16 protein-coding genes and 1 pseudogene are annotated in these 18,020 nt (G+C 33.1%); 10 read left to right on the plus strand and 7 right to left on the minus strand.

Annotated features, from left to right (window positions below; translation table 11 throughout):
* Positions 1–60 precede the first annotated feature (60 nt).
* Both CQ058_RS21655 and CQ058_RS21660 read right to left on the minus strand, forming a co-directional pair.
* Positions 61–660 (minus strand): DUF3238 domain-containing protein, encoded by a 600-nt coding sequence (locus CQ058_RS21655; RefSeq protein ID WP_087963129.1) that lies wholly within the window; start codon positions 658–660, stop codon positions 61–63.
* Positions 661–814: 154 nt separating this feature from the next.
* A complete protein-coding gene (locus tag CQ058_RS21660; protein ID WP_105589971.1) occupies positions 815–1,399 on the minus strand; it encodes a DUF3238 domain-containing protein in 585 nt (194 codons plus the stop codon).
* 717 nt (positions 1,400–2,116) lie between these two features.
* On the opposite strand from CQ058_RS21660, the pseudogene CQ058_RS21665 reads away from it, so the two are divergent.
* The 3 genes and pseudogenes from CQ058_RS21665 to CQ058_RS21675 form a co-directional block, all read left to right on the plus strand.
* Positions 2,117–2,364, plus strand: a pseudogene (locus CQ058_RS21665) (GRP family sugar transporter); the annotation flags it as partial.
* A 177-nt stretch (positions 2,365–2,541) separates the two neighbouring features.
* On the plus strand, positions 2,542–4,260 hold the full coding sequence (locus tag CQ058_RS21670) for an NAD-dependent malic enzyme (RefSeq protein ID WP_087963131.1): 1,719 nt from the start codon (positions 2,542–2,544) through the stop codon (positions 4,258–4,260).
* A 123-nt stretch (positions 4,261–4,383) separates the two neighbouring features.
* The gene (locus CQ058_RS21675) at positions 4,384–5,340 is read left to right on the plus strand and encodes an AEC family transporter (protein WP_002114592.1); all 957 of its coding nucleotides are present in this window, start codon (positions 4,384–4,386) and stop codon (positions 5,338–5,340) included.
* Between the two features lie 311 nt (positions 5,341–5,651).
* Here CQ058_RS21675 and CQ058_RS21680 read toward each other — a convergent pair whose 3' ends face one another.
* Positions 5,652–6,287, minus strand: a complete 636-nt coding sequence (locus tag CQ058_RS21680) for an FMN-dependent NADH-azoreductase (protein WP_002114593.1) — start codon at positions 6,285–6,287, stop codon at positions 5,652–5,654.
* A gap of 175 nt (positions 6,288–6,462) precedes the next feature.
* Positions 6,463–6,780 (minus strand): winged helix-turn-helix transcriptional regulator, encoded by a 318-nt coding sequence (locus CQ058_RS21685; RefSeq protein ID WP_087963132.1) that lies wholly within the window; start codon positions 6,778–6,780, stop codon positions 6,463–6,465.
* 769 nt (positions 6,781–7,549) lie between these two features.
* Between CQ058_RS21685 and CQ058_RS21690 the strand changes: the two genes are divergently transcribed.
* Positions 7,550–8,023: a MarR family winged helix-turn-helix transcriptional regulator gene (locus tag CQ058_RS21690; protein ID WP_087963133.1), complete on the plus strand. Its 474-nt coding sequence runs from the start codon at positions 7,550–7,552 to the stop codon at positions 8,021–8,023.
* Positions 8,024–8,373: 350 nt separating this feature from the next.
* Here the strand turns inward: CQ058_RS21690 and CQ058_RS21695 are convergent, their stop codons facing one another.
* A complete protein-coding gene (locus CQ058_RS21695) occupies positions 8,374–9,921 on the minus strand; it encodes a recombinase family protein (RefSeq protein ID WP_087963134.1) in 1,548 nt (515 codons plus the stop codon).
* 122 nt (positions 9,922–10,043) lie between these two features.
* Here CQ058_RS21695 and CQ058_RS31880 point away from each other — a divergent pair, with 122 nt between their 5' ends.
* On the plus strand, positions 10,044–10,211 hold the full coding sequence (locus CQ058_RS31880; protein ID WP_166504398.1) for a hypothetical protein: 168 nt from the start codon (positions 10,044–10,046) through the stop codon (positions 10,209–10,211).
* A 95-nt stretch (positions 10,212–10,306) separates the two neighbouring features.
* Here the strand turns inward: CQ058_RS31880 and CQ058_RS21700 are convergent, their stop codons facing one another.
* The gene (locus CQ058_RS21700; protein ID WP_087963135.1) at positions 10,307–10,684 is read right to left on the minus strand and encodes a helix-turn-helix domain-containing protein; all 378 of its coding nucleotides are present in this window, start codon (positions 10,682–10,684) and stop codon (positions 10,307–10,309) included.
* A 40-nt stretch (positions 10,685–10,724) separates the two neighbouring features.
* Between CQ058_RS21700 and CQ058_RS32370 the strand changes: the two genes are divergently transcribed.
* The 5 genes from CQ058_RS32370 (at position 10,725) to CQ058_RS21720 (ending at position 16,835) form a co-directional block, all read left to right on the plus strand.
* On the plus strand, positions 10,725–10,856 hold the full coding sequence (locus CQ058_RS32370) for a hypothetical protein (RefSeq protein ID WP_003195041.1): 132 nt from the start codon (positions 10,725–10,727) through the stop codon (positions 10,854–10,856).
* A 55-nt stretch (positions 10,857–10,911) separates the two neighbouring features.
* Positions 10,912–12,366 (plus strand): recombinase family protein, encoded by a 1,455-nt coding sequence (locus tag CQ058_RS21705; protein ID WP_105589972.1) that lies wholly within the window; start codon positions 10,912–10,914, stop codon positions 12,364–12,366.
* Complete coding sequence (locus CQ058_RS21710; protein WP_105589973.1) at positions 12,363–13,931, plus strand: recombinase family protein; 1,569 nt, start codon at positions 12,363–12,365, stop codon at positions 13,929–13,931. The genes CQ058_RS21705 and CQ058_RS21710 overlap by 4 nt, the downstream gene beginning before the upstream one ends.
* Before the next feature lie 614 nt (positions 13,932–14,545).
* Positions 14,546–14,734 carry a hypothetical protein gene (locus CQ058_RS21715; RefSeq protein ID WP_105589974.1) on the plus strand — a complete coding sequence of 63 codons (189 nt, stop codon included), beginning with the start codon at positions 14,546–14,548 and terminating at the stop codon, positions 14,732–14,734.
* Positions 14,735–15,032: 298 nt separating this feature from the next.
* Entirely contained in the window at positions 15,033–16,835 is a 1,803-nt protein-coding gene (locus tag CQ058_RS21720) for a DUF4365 domain-containing protein (RefSeq protein ID WP_105589975.1), read from the plus strand.
* A 168-nt stretch (positions 16,836–17,003) separates the two neighbouring features.
* Here CQ058_RS21720 and CQ058_RS21725 read toward each other — a convergent pair whose 3' ends face one another.
* The gene (locus CQ058_RS21725) at positions 17,004–17,879 is read right to left on the minus strand and encodes a CPBP family intramembrane glutamic endopeptidase (protein ID WP_105589976.1); all 876 of its coding nucleotides are present in this window, start codon (positions 17,877–17,879) and stop codon (positions 17,004–17,006) included.
* Between the last annotated feature and the right edge of the window lie 141 nt (positions 17,880–18,020).

Genomic DNA, 18,020 nt, shown 5'->3' on the forward strand with positions numbered 1-18,020 from the left:
GGCTCTTGTTTATCTTTTAAGAAACTTTGCATCTTCACTAAAAGGGAAAAGATATTGTCTTTACAATATCTTTTTAAAACTATACTCCATGTCTCCACCTAGAGCTTCAGCTGTATCACCAGTTTCTCTGAAATCATGTGTATGAATTTGTTCAAACGGACCAAAATCTGTTTGTTTATAAAATTCATAGCAAGGGAATCCGTCATGTGCACCTTGAATCTCAACAGTACCATCTTTTTTGACATGCACAGTTAAAAGATAGTCAACAGCAGGTGCATTTATATTTAATGGATTGCTAGCACTTGCACTCATTTGAAACTTGACGTCATCAGAAGCCCATTCAATATCAGTGCATACAATACGTTCTGTACTAGCTTTTCCTGATTTCTTATTAACAGAACCATCTGGAGTTGTGACTCTTTCTGTTGTTATACCCGTATTCCCATATGAGAAAATTTCTTTTTTGTGAAAATCTACAACTACTTCTTGTTCAACTCTAGAACGCATAGCGTTTACAGCATAAGGGGTAAATTCACGTGCGTCACCTTCGAATTCGATTAAGTTTCCCGTTTGTTTATCTTCCTTAGGTCCATTCCAACCTATTGCAGTCCAAGACGTTGGAATGAATACACTTGCTCTAATTTTAACGATATTAGTCATGAGAAACACCTCTGTAATTTTATTTTGGATAATACATAACCTTTAATCATTGAGCAAAACAGGTTGCAATTTCTTTCTCATAATCAATTGCTTTTCCTTTCATATTCGCTCTTTCTTGTCTAAATAGTAATACGCTTCTGATTCATATTTATATTTAAATTGTCTTTTTAAAACTGTATTCCATTTCTCCAGCTAGCGCCGCTGGAGTATCACCGGTTTTTCTGTAATCATGTGTATAGATTAATTCAAATCGACCAAAATCCGTTTGCTTATAAAATTCATAGCAAGGGAACCCATCATGAGAACCTTCAATATGCAAAGTTCCATTTCTGTTAACACGTATAGATAATAAATAGTCAGCCGCAGGTGCTGCTGTATCTAAAGGGTTGCTGGCACTTGCTCTCATTTCAAAAGAAACTTCATCAGTGCCCCACACAACATTCGTACATACAATGTTGTCTGTACCTGTTTTTCCTTTTTTATGCTCAATAGAATCATCTTGATTTGTAATTTTTACAGTTGTAATACAAGCATCTGCAAATGTGAAAATTTCTTTTTTATAAAAATCAATAATCACTTCTTGCTCTAATCTTGATCGCATTGTGTTTACGGCATATGGTGTAAATTCACGTGCATCACCAGCATATTCTAAGATTCTTCCTGTTGCAGACTCCTTAATAGGCTTTAACCAAGCATAAGGAGCAAATACACTTCCTCTAATTTTAACGATATTAGCCATGAGAAACCTCCATAATGTATTAATTTTTGTTTCGGTGAATCCTATTCCTTTTATACTCCGAATGTAGTCAATCCCGTTGACTACATTACTCATAGTACAATAGAATTCGAATGAGGTCAACTAAGTTGACTTTATTTAAGAAGATTTTATGTATGAATCATCAAATACTGAGTGAATTGGATCTTACATCACTTTTGCCATTATTCATTCTCACCTTTCTGTTTTTACTATGATAGATAATAAACCATATATAGAGGGGTAATAAAATAACTAAGTTACAAATAGTAACCTGTATAATTAATTTATCCAAAGATTTTTTATTGTATTTACATTTTCCTTTCTAAAAAAAATCTATATAGGTTCTTATTCTCTAAATTATTTCTATTAATTTTTTGATGTAAGTAAAAAACAAAACCTTTATTTTATATGGTTTTAATTTGTGTTTATATAGAGGAAACTATTTATTTACTAGCCGATAAAAAATAATTAGAAGTAAAGGTAAGGGAAGGTAAGGGAAAATAAGGAAAAATAAAATTGTTGACTATTTAAAGTACGTTGGTTACGATTAGTGACGTTGAGTGACACAAGTTACTATTAGTAACCTCGAGTAACGCAATCAAATAAGACACTTTACAAATACATTAAGGTTTTAAGAAAGAAGGTTTGAATCAAATGGATATTCTCTTAGCTATTCTTCCTGCACTATTTTAGGGAAGTATCGTCCTCTTCAATGTAAAGCTAGGTGGAGGGCCTTATAGTCAAACGATGGAAACAACGATTGGAGCACTGATCTTTTCAGTTGTTATCTATCTCGTTATTCATCCAGTTATTCATCCAGTTATTCATCCAGTATTGACTCCTTTGAATATTATTGTAGAAATCGTTTTTCGTTTATTTTGGTCGTTAGACAAAGTAATCAGTTAAAAACGATTGAGTATGTCGACGTACCAAATACAATGCCAATCTTGATATAGAAAGTTGTATGACAGCATAACAATTTTATGTAAAAAGGAACCTATTTAGAAAAAGGATAACTCATATTAAAGAAGCCATATGAATTTTTTATTACTACCCAATTATGGTTCTCTTATAAATAAAAAAAAGAATACAATACAAAGCATCTAGAAAGAAGGAATAATCACATGACTACATTTAATCTTTCCAATGACAGATCTATTCAAACAAATTTGAAAGGGAAAAATCTTCTTGCTCAACCTTTCTTAAATAAAGGATTAGCATTTACAAAACAAGAACGTAAAGATCTTGGCTTAGAAGGGATATTACCTCCAACAGTTTTAACGTTAGAAGAACAAGTTAAACGTGCTTATCGACAATTTAAAGAACAGCCTAATAACTTACGAAAAAATGTTTGGTTAAACGATTTATCTAATCGCAATACCGTATTATTCTATCGATTACTAACAGATCATCTTAGTGAAATGTTACCTATCATTTACACTCCGACTGTTGGACAAGCCATTCAAGAGTATAGTCATGAATATCATCGTCCAGACGGTGTTTATCTTTCTATTAATGATATGGATGGAATTGAAAAAGCATTTGTAAATAGTGGAGTTAAAGCAGAGGACATTGATTTAATTGTAGCTACAGATTCTGAAAGTATTCTGGGTATTGGAGATTGGGGAGCAAATGGAATTAATATTTCTGTTGGTAAATTGGCTGTTTACACGGCAGCTGCTGGTATCGATCCCAGTCGTGTGTTACCTGTTGTATTAGATGTAGGGACAAACAACGAAGAATTGTTACAAGATCCTCTTTATATTGGAAATCGGCATGAACGTGTTCGAGGCGAAAAATACGACGAATTTATTGATGCATATGTTGAAAAATCATTAGAAATGTTCCCAAATGCTTTATTACATTGGGAAGATTTCGGTAATGTCAATGCTCGCAACATTATTGAGAAATACGGAGATAAGATTTTAACATTTAATGATGACATTGAAGGTACTGGAGCTATTACATTAGCAGCTATCCTTTCTGCTGTTCAAGTTACTGACGTTCCATTACGAGAGCATCGAGTAGTGGTATTTGGACCAGGAGCTGCAGGGATTGGTAATGCTGATCAAATTCATAATGCGATGGTGTTTGATGGTCTTTCGACAGAAGAAGCATATAGTAGATTTTGGGCTGTTGATTACCGAGGACTTTTAACAGACGATATGCATGGTATTCTAAAGTTCCAAAAACCTTACTTACAAAAATCGGAAGAAGTAAAAGGTTGGGCGCGTGATGAATCCGGTAAAATAACTCTTCTGGAAGTAATTAAACAAGTAAAACCTACTATTCTTATCGGAACATCAGGTGTAGCAGGAGCCTTCTCAGAAGAAATCGTAAAAGAAATGGCCAAACATGTGGAACGCCCAGTCATTATGCCAATGTCAAACCCAACGCCATTAGCAGAGGCAACTCCGCAAGATTTACTTACTTGGACTGATGGAAAAGCACTAATTGCAACAGGTAGTCCATTTGAGCCCGTTTCTTATAAAGGGACAGTATATGAGATTGGTCAATCTAACAATGCATTTGTATTCCCTGGTTTAGGACTTGGTTCGATTGTCGTAAAAGCTAAAGTGATTACAAGTGGTATGTTTACTGCTGTTGCAAATGCTGTGACTGATATGACTGATAGTCGTAAAACTGGTGCTTCATTACTTCCAAGTACAAAGGACTTGCGTGCTGTTTCTATAGCAGTAGCAATTAAAGTTGCAAAAGCAGCTATTCAAGACGGCGTGGCTCAACATGTTCCAGAAGATGTTGAACAAGCTGTAAAAGATGCCATGTGGCATCCAACTTATAAGCAAATCAAAGCTAGTGAAAATTCGGAGATAGCTATGTAAGTTTAAATGAATGCCTATCACCTTGATAGGCATCGGTATTTAATAGAAATTATTCACTTTGAAATTAAATCGTAATTTAGGATATATACGCTTAGATCAAAGTGAAGTATGGAGGATTTTAAAATGGATATTAGTCAAATCTTTATTATTTTAACACCTATTTTCTTTACCATCCTATTAGGATATTTAGCTGGATATTTTAAAAAATTTGATGCGACGACATCAAAAGGATTAAATACATTAGTAACTAAATTTGCATTACCAGCCCATCTATTTGTGGGGATTACAACAACCCCTAAGCAAACATTAATTGAAAAATGGCCATTTTTACTTGCCTTAGTTATTAGTATTGTAGGTTTTTATATTGTTTTCCTGTTAATTGCTAAATACGTATTTAAGTTTTCATTAACAAAAGCATCAATGTTTTCTTTAAACTCAGCCCAACCAACTTTTGCATTTATGGGAACTCCGGTTTTAGGAAGTTTGTTTGGAGCAAGTGTGGCTGCGCTTCCAATTGCCATTACAGGAATCGTTGTGAATGCCATGCTAGATCCATTAGCTACTATTATTGGTGCAGTGGGTCAACGTCAGAATGAAGAGACTGACGAGAAAGAAAGTCTTTTGAAAGTAACTGTTAAATCAATTTTACATGGTCTTTCAGAGCCGCTAGCCTGTGTTCCTTTAATTGGGGTTATTCTTGTGCTATTCGGGTTCCAGTCACCACATTTATTAGCGAAGAGTTTAGAGCAAATTGGTGGCATTACATCGGGTGCAGCGTTATTTGCAGTTGGGGTCACAATCGGAATTCGTAAAGTTCAATTTAGCCCAACTGCATTTGGGATTTCACTTCTTAAAGTAATCGTTCAACCACTTGTCATGCTTGGAATTGCGCTTGCAATAGGATTATCTTCAGATGACGTAACAAAGTTAGTTTTATTAGTAGCATTCCCAGGATCTGCAGTAGCTGCTATGATTTCAGTGAAATTTGACAGTCTAGCAGGTGAGACAGCTTCTTCTTTTGTTATTAGTGCGCTTATGTCTCTTGTCACCCTTCCCTTTTTGATTTCTTGGTTGATGTAAATATAGTTACTGTCAATCAATTGAGATTGTAAAGAATTGAACTGTACTCTATAAAATGGACAGTTTAATAAAAAGACTCTAAAAAATCAAGCACTAAAAAAGATGGTTTCGGTATTCTACCGGAGCCATCTTTTTAGTGTCCACTATAAGAGCTATAATTATAGTCCTAAAATAATCTGAGTAAACGACTGAAAATTATTTTAGTGGATTAAGTTGATGTACAAAATACTATAGAGCGAGATAATATTGTGGGATGAATTAGATACAAGATAAGTGAAGAAAAGCCTAGGAGAGTTTTTAGATTGAAATATTTAAAAATATTTAGCAACTTCTTTAGCTCTAATAATAGCTTTTTCCTTAATTTCTTCAGCCTGTCCTGGAAATTTGTTATGTCCTTCGACAAATATTCCTTCAAAGAAAGAGGTTCCAAAGAATTCCATCATAACCTCTAAATACCGATGCCCCATCTCTCTATGTGCTTCTGGTCCTTCAGAATAAATATCGCCACGTGCTTGAATGTGCAATGCTTTTTTACCTGTTAATAATCCTACTGCTCCTTCTTTTGTATACTTAAATGTTTTTCCTGATACAGCCACGGCGTCAAGATATGTTTTTAAAATGGCTGGAATAGAGAAATTCCACATTGGAGTGACGAATACATACTTGTCAGCTAATACAAATTGTCCGCCTAATTCAGCTAGACGTCCTACTTTTGATATTTCAATAGGTGTTAATTCATGTAAAGGAATGCCAGATCTAAGTTTCTTCCACCCACTAAATACATCAGCATCAAGATATGGAATATCTGCTTTGTATAAATCAAGATGAACAACTTCATCATGGGGGTTTAATTCTTTATAGGATTTAATAAATTCTTTTCCAACTGTCAAACTGTATGATTCAGTATCGTCAAGTGGATGCGCTGTAATATAAAGAAGATTTGCCATTTGTTTCTTCCTGCCTTTCTAAGATGAGATCAGTTATTACTTTAGTATGAAACAGTGTAATTTTTTTAATATGAATTGTCTACTTATTGAATTGATTGACTATATTTTTTAGGAAATTGCACTTCATCTTTTCTTAATATGTATTTGATTTATGTATTTGAGAGGACCTTTTTAATTACTCTTTTATCCAACTTTCGGCCCATTGACTAATTGGTCCAAGAATTCTTCCTAATTCTGTTCCTTTTTTTGTTAGTAAATACTCTATTCGTACAGGGCGTTCCGCAATCACGTGTCGCACTACCATATCGTTATCCTCAAGCTCTTTCATTCTTTCTGTAAGCATACGTTTACTTAAATCTGGAATCATTGAATGAATTTCACTAAAACGTTTAGGACCACTCATTAGTACATAAATAATTAATCCTGTCCATCTTTTTCCTATTAATTCAAAGCTTTTTTCTATTTTAGGCCCTATGTCTCGTTGTTCATCCATTTCTCATACCTCCGTATAGATGATTTGTAATCTTTTATTCCCCGTGCATTTATTGTAATCACATAAATTATATCAAATAAATAAAATAATTCCTTTATTTTAGTAGGAAATTATAATTAATTGGATATTTAAAGTAACCTGTATATTTTTGTGATGAGGAAATTTTTTTGAAAAAATCGATATTTTCATCATGTTATTTCTTATTAATATGTAATTTTAATGAGCTTTTATGTGAGTAAATATTTCTTGACGTACAATTACCTTAAGGATATTGCGGTTACATAAAACAATCCAACTTACTAAAGGTTACCTTTTGTAATACAGCTGTTAAATTTTTGAATATTTGAGTTCTATTACTGTTTATAAAAGAAATTTTATTATATAAGACATAGAGAACGTTCTTTTAGTTTCTATAGTAGGTTAATTTCATGAATGTTATATTCATTTAAGTTGAAACGTATGTTCATTTCTATGAGTATCCGTTTTTTTTAGATTGATGGGAGTTTTTTTGTTTGTATATATGTGTACTTATTATGTTAAAAGTTTAGAATTGCAGAATGGAGAAAAGGCTAAAAGTTATGGAAGTAAAGGAAACAAACTTATTGAGAGTCTTATTATTTCCAGTTTAAAAATAATGCGTTGCTGTAAGTGGGCCATATTTCTTTTATAACAAAAACAACATAGTGAACTTGATTGATTATGTTGTTTGTAGTACAATGGAATCCAAATAAAGTCAACTAAATTGACTTTATTCGAGGAGGTTTTATGTATGAATCATCAAGTATTTAGTGAATTAGATCTTACATCACTTTTGTCATTATCCTTTAGTACATCGATTAATGAACTACATGACAGATTGAGTGAATTGGGATTCGGAGATATTAGACCTATACATGGTTTTATGTTTAAATACATCACTCCTAATGGAGCAACAGGTATAGAACTAGCTGAATATTTAGGAATTACAAAGCAAGCTGTAAGTAAAATGGTGGATTTCCTTGAAAAAAGTGGTTATGTAATGCGTAAAACTCATCCCACTGATAAGAGAGGGAAAATTATTGTTTTGACTGAACGAGGTTGGTTAGTAGTGCAAGCAAAAGAGAAGATACTAACTGAGATTGAGCAACGTTGGATTGAAAACATAGGTGCTGAACGAATGCAAATGCTCAAGGAAGATTTAACAAAATTAGTTTATGAAGCAAATGAAGGTAATTTACCATTGAAGTTTAGACCTGTCTGGTAAATATAGAGTGCCTCAAAATCTTAACTTGATGCATGCCCATCAAGTTAAGATCTTATAATACCCCTATAACAAAAATTTTGTGCATTTTGCTTGTTTTTATTGTTTTGGGGTAACTCGTTCTTTTTAGCCTAATGGCAATGGGGCAGGATTCCAAAATGAAAATTTGATCTCTCCACAGTTGTCTATGAAAATTCAATTCATTTTTTGCTTGGAGAAACAATGATGAATAGGTAATGAAAACGAAATCAATATAAATAGAGAAAAGAAGATACCTGTACGTAGTAGGTATCTTCTTTCTTCATTAATGGGTATTTTTAGTGGATGCTGTTATATAGAGCTGAGTTTTATGCTTATATTTTAGTATGTAATTCCACGACAAATTCATCTTTTCTTTGCCACCTTTTTTTTCTTAAATATGTGACCTTTTCAAGCGCTGACTTAAGTAGGCGATTTTTCTTTTCTATATCTTCGGTCGCATAGTATGCTTCTAATACATTTTTAATTTTGGGAACAAACTCATGTATATGTTTTTCTTTTTCTAATACATGCTTAATTTCGTGCTCAAGGTGCTTAATTTCTTCTTGTATAGTTTTTAAACGTATTACAATGGATTTCTGTCGTTCTAAAAAAGTTTCAATATCGTATACACCTTTCTCTAACAAATCATGGAGGGTATTTTTTTGTTTTTGCAAATCATTAATTTGATGTTCTTTCTTTTCTAAAGCTTTTTTTTGCATATTAATGTTATTCGTTGTTTTCTTTTTTTGTACCATGTTCTCTTGTATCTCAAAGCTTTCAATAATTTGTTTTAATCCGTCAAGTATACGCTGTTCAACAAGTGCTAAGGAAGCTCCTTTTTGAATTCCTTTACAAGACGGTTGTACACAGCGAACTTGGGGGTTAGGGCGATCTTTTCGTGGCTGATAAAGCATGGAATGACCACATAATTCGCATAACAAGATTCCTGCCAATGGATTGGAAAGTTTTTTTGTTTTGATTGTTGGAGGTCTCCAACGTTTGCTATGAGCCATATTGGCTTTTTGAAATAACTCTTCTGATACAAGTGGAGTATGAGCATGATCGTGTCGTTGCCATCTTTCCTTCGGTACTTTTTTACGAATGTACTTCCCATTTTGTTTGGTATAACGTATTTTCCCCCAAATAATGTGACCAAGATATACTTCGTTTTTTATAATGGAGGAGATAGTTGAAGGATTCCAATATTCACCTTCAGGAGGAGAAATACCCAACCTATCTAATTCTTGGGCAATTGCCTGTCTTCCCATTCCATTCGCCATTAATTCAAAAATTTTTGGTATCACCCAACTCTTTTCAGAATCAGGATAAAGTTTTAAATTATTATCTCGTAAGTATCCAAAAGCTGGCACGCGAGAGATAGATTTTCCTTCTTTTGCAGAAACCCTTCTACCACGCTGCATACGTTTAACAATTGTTTTTAATTCTTCTCGGGCAATTAAAGATTTTATACTAAAGGTCAACTCTTGATTTTCATCATTGGGATCAATAATTTCTGTTGGAGTAATAATGAATGTCTCTGAATAGCGAAACACACGATAAATCGTTCCCTGATCTACCATATCCCCACGACCAAGACGGTCTAAATCCATTACTAACACAGCATTAGCGATGCCTGATTCTACTTCGCGAAGAAGTTTTTGCATCATAGGTCTTTCAGATATATATTCACCAGAAACAACTTCTTCAAAAATATCAATAATATTATGATGCTCTTTGTGAGCGAGTTCTAATAACTGAGTACGATGACGTTCAAGTGTATCATAATGTTGTCCGTGTTCCATCGCCTTTTTTTCTTCTTCAAGATCTTTTCGACTTTTACGTAAATAGATGAATACATCAAGTTCTTGTGGACGGTACATTAGTTTCACCTACCAGCTTGTCTATTATTATTGTTATAAATATGTATGGCTAGCTTGTCCTATGAAAATGATAGTTCGTCTTTTTTCCTGTCTTGCATACATATAATGCAAGGGGGGATATGATGAAAGAATTCCAATTTGGTAATACAAAAGTCATTATCCATTCACCACTTGCATCAATGGAAAAAGAAGAACAAAAAGAATGGTTCCAACAAGAGTGGGAAAAGAAAAATCCAATTTTAAGGTCTATAGTTGAAGCGGCAGTGAGTTGTCAGGAAGACGAAAAATAAAAAGAGCATCCTCTTTCTTTAAGAGGTATGCTCTTCTTTTTTTGATTAAATTATTCACTAACATAAATAATTGTTTTTTATTGTGAATAGTCTTTTTAGTTTTGTAAATAATAATCCTGATCATTGTTATCGGAGGTAGGTGATACCTGAGATAGATAAATACCTTTTTCTAAGGTTTCTAATAAGTAGTATCCAAATGCTTCATTCTGTTGCATCAAGCTATGTAAGAGAGTGCTTGCCCGAGCAATTCTATATTTTGTTTCATCTTGTATTAAGGAAAAGTTATCTATTGTAATGAGGTGAAGTTCATCTTGCAGTTTTTGTAGTAGTGAAAGTTGAATGGTATCTGTTTTTCCTGTCTCAAGATTACTTAAATAAGCTGGTGATACACCAAGCTGTTTTGCAAAGGTGTTTAGTCCAATGCCTTTTTGAGTACGTAGTGTACGAATGTGTTTACCAATTTCATTTATCATAAGAATAACCTCCACGGATTTATTGAAAGGAATACATAAAATGAATAGGCAAAAGAAAATTACAATTACATCAGTAAGTTATGTTCATGATCCAGAATCAGCTCAAAAATGGTTTGAAGCGTATATCAAGATTGTTGAAAAAGAATTAGTTAAAGCAATTAATAAGGACTAGCCGCTATTTTTGATACATACAGTGTAAATAGAACATCATGAGAGGAGGTCCTGAATTGAAGACCGTTGCATATTATAGAAGTTCAATTGATTCTCAGGAAAACTCAATCGGGATGCAACAAAATTCAGTTCTCACTTGCTCCATTGATATGGCATTGATTATCGATGAAGAATATATCGATGAAGCGGTATCAGCCCGAAAAGTCAGTTTAAAAAAGCGTCCAGCCCTACAAAAATTACTACAAGATATCAACAATAACGATGTCGGAACCTTATTCTTATTTAAGCGAGATCGATTAGCTCGAAATGTGATGGAGTATTATGAAATTTATCAAATACTAAGAAACAAGAAAATAAATGTTATTTTAACTGCACCGAATGAGCCACCAGTGTACTACACACCAATTGGTGAATATCTTGAATTAATTATGGCGGGTATGGCCCAACGTGAAGGCGAACAAATTATTGAACGTTTAAAGCAAACATTAAAGTCAAATTTCCAAAGTGGTAAAAACCCAGGACGTCTTCCGTATGGTTTTAAATGGAATAAAGAAACGAAAGAAATTGAATTGGTTGATGAACAAGTACAAATTGTTAAAAGGATTTATCAAGAACTTGTATCGGGAAAATATGAATCCTTGAAAGAACTTTGTAATGTATTAGGCTTGAAGGAAAACGGTAAGTCTTGGACTTCGGCTGATATAAGAAAAATTGCATTAAACCCGACATATATTGGATTGCGTACTATGAATATTTTTGGTGAAGATGTTACTAGTAAATATGAAAGACTTTCCATTATTGATAAGAATACATGGGAAAAAGCATGTAGTATTGTCACCGTTTTATCTCCCAAAAAGATTCATCAAGATTATGTATTCGAACAAATGTTATTTCCATTGCAAGACTTACTAATTTGTTCGAAATGTAATGAATTATTACAAAAAATAAAGGCTAGAAGAAAAGAAAATTTAAAATATAAATGTTTAAACCATTCTTCAGTTTACGTTTTTAAGAGTACAATCGAACCATTAGTCTTTGAACGCTGCAAAGAATATTTTCATAGCCTACTCACTTCTCATTTCCAGGAATTATTTAATCGATATGAACAGAATGCTAAGAAGCAAGTAAAACAGAAAATACAAACCATTGAAGAAAAAATCCAGCTTATGAATGAAAAGTTAATTACAAAAGTAGATACGTGGTATCACGAAACTGATGCACCTTATAAGGAACAGAAAGAAATCGAAATTATGGTGCTGTATGATGAGCTGGCAAAATATAAAAAACAAAAAGAACAGGTAATACAGGAATTAAGTGATGTAAAGCAATTACGTGAAAAGGTAAGTAATTATCAATCCTCTATGTCGTTGTCCTATGACGAGATCAAGGAGAATCGAAAGTTAGGTTCCTTTTTTCGAGATTTAATACAGCAAGTCAAAACTGACGGGAAGGAATGCGAAATTGTTTTTAAACACCCATTCTTACGTACTCAAGAGGTGTTAACATCATGAAGCTCTCTTATATATTACAATCAAATATGAAAGCTGCTTTTTACGGGCGGCATTCTACTGATAAGCAGGACATGGATATGCAAATAAATTCTGTTATGGAAGTAGTTCGTAAATATAATTGCATTCATACTCATTCCTTTCTTGATAAGGCTGTTTCAGCTCGTAAAAATAAACTCACTAGTAGAAAAGAACTTGAAAACATGTTTGAAGCGGCGAAACGACAAGAATTTGATTTTGTGATTGTTTATAAAAGTGATCGTCTTGCCAGAGATCCTCTTGAACATCAAACTATTCGTATTGTCATGAAGACACTTGGTATTCCGATTATTATTAGTTCGACTGAAAGTGTGTACAGTACTGATAATGATTTGATTGTGCAACTCATGGAGGATGGTTTTACTAAATATGAAGTAGACACCATCATTGCAAGAACACGATCGGGACTAGAAAATAAAGCAAAACAAGGAAAATGGCTTGGTGGAAAACCACCATTTGGTTACACATATGATAAGAATGGTGGGCAATTTATTGAACACACCGAAGAGCTGTGCTATGTAAAAGAAATCTTCAATTTATATGTAAATGGTCATGGGTTTCAGTATATTGCTAATACACTCCCTAACGGTTCCCGCCGCGGAAAAGATTGGGGGAAAGAGAATGTAAAGGTGATTGTGCTTAATCCTTTTTATTGTGGTTTATTATCATGGCGCCGACAAACAGATGGAAAGCAAAATGCAAGGGATATTTGGATTGAAGCACCAAACCACTATGTGAAGCCAATCATTTCACGAGCGACATGGGAATCATGTTGGCGTATTTATTCAGAAAAACGTAATGGCAACATGGTTCCTAAACATTACAAAACAAGTTTTTTGCTACAAGGGTTGCTTTCTTGTGAAAAGTGCCAAGAATTAATGAAAACAAAGAATCAACAAACAGTAAGTTCTACAAATAAACAGTATGGAGGGAAAATTTATTCCTGTCCCAACTGTAAATTAAGAATAGATGCAGACCTCCTTCATGATAAAGTAGTGAATCAAACACTTACTGATGTGAAAATAAGCGGATTTCATAATGTATATCATGCGATAGAACAAAAAATTCAGTATGAGATACAAGAATTGAATAACAATATTCAAAAGCATCAGCGTCTTTTCGAAAGCTACACCATCAAACTTCACAATATTACAGAAGAACTTAAACAACGTATGAAAAATAACGATGATAAACGTTTTTTGAAGTCTTTAGCGATTTACCGTTTGGATGTACAGCGAAAACTAGATGGAATCGTACAACAAATAAACCACTTTAAACAGCAAATCACTCTCAAAGAAAAAGTTGAAAAAAGCAAAGAAACATGGTTACATACCTTGAACGAAGTATTTCAAGACGATGTGAAACTTCAAGAAATAAGCGATATGGATAAAAGACGATTTTTATTACCTCTCATTCAATCTGTATCTATTAAAGAAAATAAAAAGCGTAATGAATATGATATTTCACTACAGTTACGAACAGATTTTTCAAAACGTGATGTGAAGAATCAAATCAGCTTAATTTTGTAAAACAGCTATCGAAATCGGTGGCTGTTTTTTATTTTTGATGACATCGGTATTTAGGTCGAAATGTAGATGGGGAATTTTCTTTTACTCGGTGGTTAGGGGGGAGTGGTATACCACTCCCCCCTAACCACCGAGTTTGAGACTCTTGAAATAGAGCTTATCTTTTAAGAATAAAGGGCTTGTCTTTGTTTATTATTATGGACAGTAGTTTGGAGAAATAAACATACTCGGTGATTGGGGTGAAGCTACAGGTGTGAGAGGGGGGAGTACTCGGTAATTGGAGATTAAAAAGTATACCCAATTCGTAGGATCTTGTAAAATTTAAAGGTGTTCTTGGGGATATTCTATAATTCCTTTCAAACAGTTGTATTTATAGTGAAAAGGAAAAGAACATCTGGAATTGAAAAATCGATTAAGGAACTGTTGAGTGACAATAAGTTGTTCTGTTAAAGGGCCATATAATTGAACAAGACCTTTAAAGGGAACTGGATATTTATGTTAATATATAGATGATATTGTGAAGGAATGTACTTAAACTAACGAAGCAGTTTAGTTGAAGAAGAAAAACGAATAATGCGTATTTGAACCAAATTGCGAAGTAAAAGGAGGATGTTTAAATGGCTGGTAATAACGTTAAAGTGATTAAATATAGTGGACTTTCAAGTGATAAATTGAAGTATCCTGTAGCTAAAACTGTTATTGGAACGATTATTAAAGCGAATGGCCCGTACTACCGTGTTAAAACAGAATTAGGAAAAATCGTTGAGATTGCTAAGAGTGCAGTGTTTGAGATGAAGGATAAATGATATGAAAGAAGTGGCGACCTGTTTACGCAGTTTATAAAGACCACTTGTCTTTTTACACCATCGAGCTAACAAATAAAAATACCCTAAAATGAAAAAAACGGTATTCTTTCTATCTAAGATGTAGAAGGGATATCGTTTTTTACTCTCATAAATGTAAAAAACTCTTGAAAAACAAATTGGTTTAAGAAAAAAATGCTGACATTTCCGGTGATAATTCTGAATTTTTTTATTGTTAAATAGATTATGTGGGGTTCCGCTTGATATAATTATATAAATATATAATTACAGAGGTGTGGAAATGGCAAAGTTATCTAGTACGAAATTAGAAAGGTTAGCTGTAGACGCAATAAATGTGCTAGCGAATAAACCAGATGCTCTACTTAGAGCGAATATTCCAGTAGGAGATAAAGGAATATCGTTTGACGGTGATATTGAAGTTTTTAAAGATCATTCAGAATCTGTAGGATCACTAATTGGTAAAGTGCCAGTACAAGTAAAAGGAACGGAAGTAAAAGAGTTTACTAGGGGAATTCGAACATTTTCAATTGGTTTGGATCATTACCAAAATTACTATAACAGTAAGGGTGTAGTATTTTTTGTGGTTGAAATAAAAAGAAATGGGGACTCAAAGATTTTCTACAAACAACTGTTACCTACTGAAATCAACGAAGTTCTTAAAAAGTATGGAGAAGAAAAAGGTCAAAAACAAAGACGCATTGAGTTGAGAGATCTAAGTGAAACGGATTTAACGAGTGTATGTAGCAAGTTCTTGGCTGAATCAAAAAAACAATCAATCATTCTTATTGAAAAAAGTCCCTTTAGTCGAGAGGAATATCATTCATTTGAATTAACAAGCTTAACATACAATCCTACCAAAACACCGACAAGAAATATATTCGAGCATGATTTTACTGTATATGGTATACGTGGTGAGCTCCCAGTCCCACTTAATCAAGGTCGCGTAGCGGCTCTTTCACTTGAAATGCAGGAAAATGTAATGATAGATGGGTCTACATATGAATTACAAGTAAAGGTAACAGAAGAGTTTAATAAAGTTATCCTACTAGTTGAAGGTTCTTTGGAAATTTCATATGAAAAAGGATCCACAAAATTCAATTTTAAAATTATAAAGTTGCACTCGCTAGCGAGTCAGTTAAAAGTATTACCGTTGCTACTACATATTTTTTCTGGAAATACCATCACATTTGAAAAATTAAAGTTAACGTTCGATATTGGGACAATGAAGAAACGTGATGAGACTCAAAGGGCATTTAAGAGTCTGCATGCTACGTTTTTGACTTTGAAGGAAATCTATCAACAATTAGAAATTAATGAGGAGACTCCATTTGGAGAAGAAGGTACGGATATTAATCGATTTGTTGATCAAATTAGGGCATTTAATAAGATGATACAAGAGGATGATATATCGAATTTTAAAATTGAAAATCCTAAAGAAGCAAAATTTGTAGTATTTAATATTGGTTCCATTAAAATCATCTTATTCTATAATCCATCAGCAACGCCAAAATTAACAAATGCATTTTCAGAACAGATTATAGACGGGCAAACACGAGTCGCTTTTGATGATGCAATCTCATATTATACACCTTATGTATTATTAAATTCGTCAGGGTTGGCATTTGGGGCAAATGTAAAGAAAGAAGTGATCAAAGAGTCGTTTAATCGCATAGATCCATTTGAAAACCCAGAACTAGCAGACTGTACAAATCATTTTTGTTTGTTGTGTGTGACCGCATTCGATCTAACAGAGGACGTGGAATGGCTTGAATTAGCAGAGCATCTGTATAGTAAGTACGCAGGGGAATACATAACAGATGCGATTGTTTTCATTAATCAAATTCAGATCAAACTACGAAGAGAAGGTGTTATTTCTGAGGAAGATAGCAAGCAACTATTTACAATTAAGCAGAAAAATGCGGAAAATCTAGAGATGCAGTTTTGTACAAGCGTATTGTTAGGTAGTGCTCTTGAATCAAAAATATTATTTGGGCAGTTTGAAAGTGACAATCAGGAGCGATATAAGGAGTTTCCGATATACAAACTCTATGAACATCTTTGTATATCAATTGGTGCCGTTTAAAGGGGTACGGAAACATCGCCATCAAGCTAAGATGTTTCCGTACCCCCCATAACGAAAAAAAACGCCATTCTTCTGTATAATCATAGAGAGAATAACGTAGTTTTCACTTTAGGAATAATTTAGAAGCTTAGCTCGATAGACAGGTAGTGGTACTTCTTATTTTCTTAACTATAAAGATTTTTTCTCATTATTTTTTATATTGGATTCATATGTAAAACTAGGAATCCCTTTTTTAATACAATATTTCCAATTGCGTTTTATAAAAGGAATAAACCATAGTAATCCAATTCCAATGAATAAGAATGCACCAATAAAACCTATAGATACATCTAAGTCTGCTGTTGAAGATGTAGATGATTCAGAAGGACTCATAAATAATGAAATATCTTTAAATACTACAAAAATATTAGATACCATATGAACAATAATTGGCACTATAAGACTCTTCGTTTTTATATACAATACACACATACTAATACCCAAAATAGTAGCTCCAAATATGTTTTGTAAATGTAAAATTCCAAATACAATAGAACTTATGATAATTGCTTTTTTAATTCCTAATCTGAAGCTTAATCTGTTGAATAAATATCCACGAAATATAATCTCTTCAGCTATTGGTGCTATTACAGCGATTATAATACTACTTACCAACAATTGAAGACCACTTTTCGATTCTAATACAGTTGCTTCAGCTGTACCTTCCAATATATTAAAACTCATTGCAATTGCTAATAAAAGTAATACTATACCTATAACTAAAAAGAATGGCATAATGACAGCTGCAATCATCGTTTTAATAGGGAATACAGAAGGCTTTGAAAAAAAGCTAGAATAAAAGTATATCTTTTGTTTTTTACATTTGTTATAAAACCATAAGATTGGAATCAAATAAATAGCGCTAACCAATATAACTTCTTGTTTAATCCAAGGAGCAATATTATTAAAAAGGGGTGCACGTGAAAGAAGTTCTAGACTAATACTACTTACTAGAATCCATCCAATTATATGACGTATTTTCATTGTAGACATTGATGTATTCAAATTAATTCCTCCAAAGTTTATTTTGTTAAATTATAACATTTTAATAATCTAAACTTCCACTTATTAGAAGATAACTCACTTTAGGAGGGTTTCACATGGCCATCAAGTCAATAATTCAGACTATTCCTCACATGCGAAAAA

It is taken from the genome of Bacillus sp. MYb56 (genome assembly GCF_002976445.1).
GTDB classification, from domain to species: Bacteria; Bacillota; Bacilli; order Bacillales; family Bacillaceae_G; genus Bacillus_A; species Bacillus_A mycoides.